Raw genomic sequence first — 5,032 nt, 5'->3', positions numbered from 1 at the left:
GATCATGTTCGGAAGGCTGAAGGACTGGCGGCGCGTGGCAACCCGCTATGACCGCTGTCCGAAAGTCTTCCTCTCAGCCATCGCCCTCGCTGCAACCGTCATCTTCTGGTTATGAATCCTGACCCTAACTCATTCATGTATGAACCGATACTCGACATGTCTGCCGAACACTTGAAGATCCTGCTCAGGGATGTCCAAGCTCTATAATTGCGTGCAAATTCCCTGTGTCTTGAAGGCTTTCGAAACAATTCAATCTTGGCGTTTGGCTGACAATCATCCTTGGGGGGAAATTGTTCCCAATGCATTGCAAGGTCGAACTTGGCTATAGTCTCGTAGATCTTTCAGTTTGGCATTTCCACGAAAGCCACCCCTTCGATACAGTCTCTCGCCAGCTCAACCAGATGGGCGTGATGCGTAAAGAGGATAGCTTGCCCGTTCGCCCCGATCTCGGCGCAAAGCTGCAGGGCCGCACGTGCGCGCGTATCGTCAAAGGTTTCCATGATGTCGTCCAGGATCATAGGCAGTGGACCAGGTTCCCGCGAAAAGCTGCGATATCCAGCAAGGCGTAACGCAAAATACAACTGGCCCATCGTACCCGTCGACATTTGCTGCACTGGAACGGTGCTACCATCAGGTTGAATACCTACGAGCTTTTCACCTTCCGCCTCGGTCCAGACGTCAACGCCGCTCCAAGCGGGCATGGTCATAGCGACAAAGGCATCTTCAACGTCACTCAGCATGCTGCTGCGCCGCTCTGCCGCAAGGCGACGTAATGCCCCTCGTGCCGCCAGCACTCCAAGCCGAGCCACCGCCGCCTGGCGTGCCCCGTTCCGCAATTCTTCCAGCAGTGTCGCCTGTTCGGTCGCAAGATCACTGCGGTCGGCGGCCTCAAAGGCTTCGCGGTACAAACGATCCGCCTCGCGCTGTGCGTCGCGAGCGGCGTCGCGGCTGAGCTGTTCGTCTTTCAGCGCCTGTTCCAGTTCGCCCGCGCGCGTGGCGTCAGGCATCCGGGCCAGTTCCTCGATAAAGAGGTCAGCGTCCACGCCAGCGCGGGCCTTTTGACGTTCACGTTCCGCCATTGCCATTTTCGCGCGCATGCGATCACGTTCAGCCAACTTTGCGACACGATCGCCCGGCGCAAAGTCCTGACCACCTTGCCCTTCAAAACAAGCGTCTAGATCGGCCTTAGCGTCCTGACGCTCGGTCTCTGCGCGACGTTTGGAACGGTCAAGTTCACCCCGTCGCAATACGGCCTCTGTACGTTTTTCGTCCGCCCGGGCGGCCTGAGATACACGCGATCGCGCACCGTCGATGATTTGCATGGAGTCGGTAGTTAGTTCGACTTCAGGACCATCCATGATTTGGGCCAAACGCTGCGCGCCATCTGAAAGCGCGGCAATCGCCTGCTCCAAGGCCTCAACCCGAACCGAAAGCCTTTGATGCTCGCTATGGAGTTGATGCAAGCTGCGCAGATGCGGCAAGGCGGAACGTATTGCTTTGAGCGAGCGATCTGGCAGAGGCAGCGCCGCAGTCAAGCGCTCAAGCTGCCGCTGTGCCTTTTCGAAGTCACTACGACATTGCTCTGCCTTGCTGTCCAGCTCGGCAACAGTCCGTTTGCCTTCCTGCCATTTGGCCCATGCCTTGCGGTCGCTTTCTTCCAACGTGAGCGCACGGTGAACCTGTGTAGGCAGATCGCCTTGCGCCGGGCCAAGCCCGAGGGGAAGCGCCGCGTCAGTCAACGCATCGCGAGCCGCTTGCTGATAAGCAAGAAGGTCCTTCAAGGCTTTTTCAGCATTGGAAAGGTCGGCCGCAGCATCGGCGGCAGTCATCAGAGCCTGTTGGCGCGAGCTGAAGGCCGACGCGGGCGCGTCATCCTCCAATCCGAAGGCGCGCGCCAATCTGGAACAACGCTCCGACAGGCGGTCACGCTGCGCAACCAAATCACCGTGACGCGTCTTTGCTGTTTCATGCCGGGCTTGGGCACTCTGCACCTGTCCTTGTGCTGCCAGCAGCCGCTGGCGCGCCTCGGCTCCCATCAGGTAATGTGCGCGAGCGCCGTCATCAGCGTACATCGCCGCCTCGAACTGATCAGCCGTCTCGGCCGAGAGATCGCCCCGATGCTGCTGCCATATGATGTCACGCAGACGCCGTGTCTCTTCTATCTTGACGATGTCAACGGCGTCAGGTGCGGCCGCCTGCGCAGATAGATCTGCCCGCGCCTCGGCCAGTTCTGCTGCGCGGGCCTCGACGTCTTTGTGAGCCGACGCAAGATCGGCGGTCAGGGTCGTCCAATCCCGACTGACTTCGTCGAGCGTTTCAGGCGCAGGCAGGCCTGCGGCAACAAGGTCTTTCCAGGACTTCCGTAGGCCAGCTGTGACCTTGGTCAGCCGCGCCAAAGCCTGGGTTTGGTTCGTCTCGACCGCGGACATATCCGCCACGGCCTTCCAATTGTCGAAGGCGACTCTCAGAGCCGTTAAATCTTGCGGTTCAATGGGCGCTTCGCCTTGTTGGGCGCGGGCTGCGTCAACGGCCTCCCATGCGGCGTCGGCTGAAAGACTGGTGGTCAAACACTCCTGCACTGCGGTCGCAAGCTCCTCCAGATCGCTCGCCTTCAAGGCAAGCGTGGATACTCGCGCGTTTGGGATCCCGAGAAGCCCTATCGCTTCGTCTATTTGCCTTTTTAAACTGTCCCGGTCTCCGCGGCGTCGGTCCAGATCGGCCCGTGCGGTGCTGGCCCGCCCCATCAGCGATGCTCCATCGACCTTCAGTTGATCAAGCCGATCCAACTCTGCCGTCAAAGGCTCGGCCAGCTTGTCGACCGGGTGGTCTACGATGATCTGGTCTTGTTTGACAATTTCGTCTTCCGCTTCAGTGATCCGGATCGACTGAGCCGCGATTTTCTCGACAAGGCCTGCCACACGCTCTGCCGCATCGGGAGAGAGGTCGGGACCTTCGGGGAAATCGACCAGGGCTTTGGTCAGCTGCCCTATCTCCTCGGTCTGATCGTACCAGACATCCGCAGCCTTCGACGCCGCTAATCCTTGATAGGCCTGTCGGAGTTTGGCATCGGCAGTTTCGAATTCGGCTAATGTCTGGTTACGATCATGACGCAGCTTGCGCTCGCGTTCTGCTGTCAGGCGATCCGCTCGCAATTCGCGACCAATCTCCTTCAGCCGATCGCTACCGGTCTTCAACACCGTGCCCCGGCCACGTTTCTTACAAAATTTGTCGGCCCGCTCGGCCAACAAATCCAGCGTTTGAGCCATGCCCGTCAGGCCGGAGAGACCCGCATACAGGAGTTGGCCGAGATCCCCATGCGCTCCGGCAATCCGCTCGCCGCCTTCGCGCAAACCTTTCTCATTAAGTGAAAACCGTTCCTCATAGGTTTCTCGGTTTAGGCCGTGCAGAGCGCCTGACAGGAGCGCCTCGTTGATCGGGCGGTCATTCGCGTCCAAGAGCGATTGGGTCCGTTTGCTGTTGCGACGCAAGACCACGGTTCCGCGCCCGGGCAGATCAAGTTCTGCACCCACCACAAGATCACTTCGATCGAACCGGAAGGCATAAGGATGCGCCCCGCCCTTGAACCCGAAGAGCAACTCCAGGAACCCGTTGAAGGCAGTAGACTTGCCAGCCTCGTTCTCACCAAAGATCACCGTGACGTCGGGCATGCCTTCGGAAGGTTTTGGAAAAACAATGTGGGCGTCCTTGAAACGGCCGTAGCGGATCAGATCGAACCGGTTCAGCCTCACCTTGAGGCCCCCGCGTGCAATGTCAGAGTGACTTCGGCAATCGCTTCCTCGAGAAGCGCATCCAGACTGTCTTTATCAAGCTCATCCATGATTTCTGACGGCATCGATAGACGCAATTCTTCGAGCTGTTGCAGAGCTGCCTGTCGAAAGCCTTCTTCGACCAATTCCTCCCGCATCAGACGAACCAGATCATCCGTCTCGGCACCGGGTTGCCGTGGCGGCGGGACAGATTTGACTTTATCGAGAAATACGCTGTCGATGCTGTCCAGCACTTCTGTCGCCAGTTCTGTTACAAGGTCCGCCCCATGTCGATCCGAGGTGACGTGCAGGCGCACCGCCACATCGCGGCCTGGCACTTGCGCGGCGAACAACGCATCCCGCAAGCTGCGCAAGACCTGCTGTTGGTCAGAACAATTGCTCAAGTCCAACACGCATTCGAAAAAGCCAAGGCGTCCAACGGCGCGGCGTTCGAACTCAGGCAAACCCTCCCCTAGCGTCACGAAGGTTACCGTGCCACCCTTGCGCTCACCAAAATGACGCGGTTGTGGAATTCCAGGCATTACCGCCAGAACCGGTCCATCGGCTCGCTCAAAAGGTGCATGAATGTGCCCAAGGCACCAGAGGTCGTACCCATGCGCCATCAGGTCCCCTTCAGCGCAGGGCGCATAAGGATCATGCCCTTGCGCACCATCAAGAGAGGTATGCATGAGCCCGACGTTTCGCTTGCCGGGCACCGGTCCGTGATAGTCAGGCAGGAAGCTCGTCGCCACATGCGCCGCGTCGAAGGAGAGACCATGGAATACCGCGTCACCGATTTCGACCGTCGGTGCGCCCTTGTGTAACAGGTGGATGTTTGGCCCCAAGTCTCCATGTGCATGGTGGTCGAGTAACGCATCGTGGTTGCCCCTGATCAGCACCGAGGGCACACCCGCACTCGAGGCTCGCGCCAACTGTGCAATAAGGAAGGCGCGGGATTTCAGGTCCGGGTAACCATTGTCAAAGATGTCACCTGCCAGCACCAACGCATCGACCTGCTCCGATATCGCCAAATCCACAATTTCTACAAATGTATCGCGGCTGGCCTGCTTCAGCCGATCACCTAGATCGGGGTTGCGCAACGCAACAGATCGAACTGGTGAACCAAGGTGAATGTCAGCTGAAACGAGTAGCCGCATCATGTTCTCACGCTATCGCTCAATGTCCGAACCCCTTCTCTCACCTATTCAACGTTTTTGAAAGGTAGAGGTATTTAGTCATCACCAATCATCATGAAATATCTTACA

Annotated in this window: 2 protein-coding genes and 1 pseudogene; 1 reads left to right on the top strand and 2 read right to left on the bottom strand. The window is 58.4% G+C overall.

Annotated elements, in window-relative coordinates:
- Positions 1-115 (top strand): annotated as a pseudogene (locus VOI29_RS22445) (IS5/IS1182 family transposase); the annotation flags it as partial.
- A 226-nt stretch (positions 116-341) separates the two neighbouring features.
- Here VOI29_RS22445 and VOI29_RS22440 read toward each other — a convergent pair.
- Together VOI29_RS22440 and VOI29_RS22435 are read right to left on the bottom strand one after the other, a co-directional pair.
- Complete coding sequence (locus tag VOI29_RS22440) at positions 342-3,749, bottom strand: AAA family ATPase (RefSeq protein WP_323783842.1); 3,408 nt, start codon at positions 3,747-3,749, stop codon at positions 342-344.
- Positions 3,746-4,927: a DNA repair exonuclease gene (locus VOI29_RS22435; RefSeq protein WP_323783840.1), complete on the bottom strand. Its 1,182-nt coding sequence runs from the start codon at positions 4,925-4,927 to the stop codon at positions 3,746-3,748. The genes VOI29_RS22440 and VOI29_RS22435 overlap by 4 nt, the downstream gene beginning before the upstream one ends.
- Positions 4,928-5,032 lie beyond the last annotated feature (105 nt).

It is taken from the genome of Leisingera sp., from assembly GCF_034669605.1.
GTDB lineage: Bacteria > Pseudomonadota > Alphaproteobacteria > Rhodobacterales > Rhodobacteraceae > Leisingera.
Note: the sequence above shows the minus strand (reverse complement) of the source record. Positions and strands in the feature narration are given on the sequence as shown.

What these genes read in the sequence shown, in the direction of transcription:
- VOI29_RS22435 (WP_323783840.1), bottom strand. Translation starts at nt 4,927, where the DNA reads ATGATGCGGCTACTCGTTTCAGCTGACATTCACCTTGGTTCACCAGTT.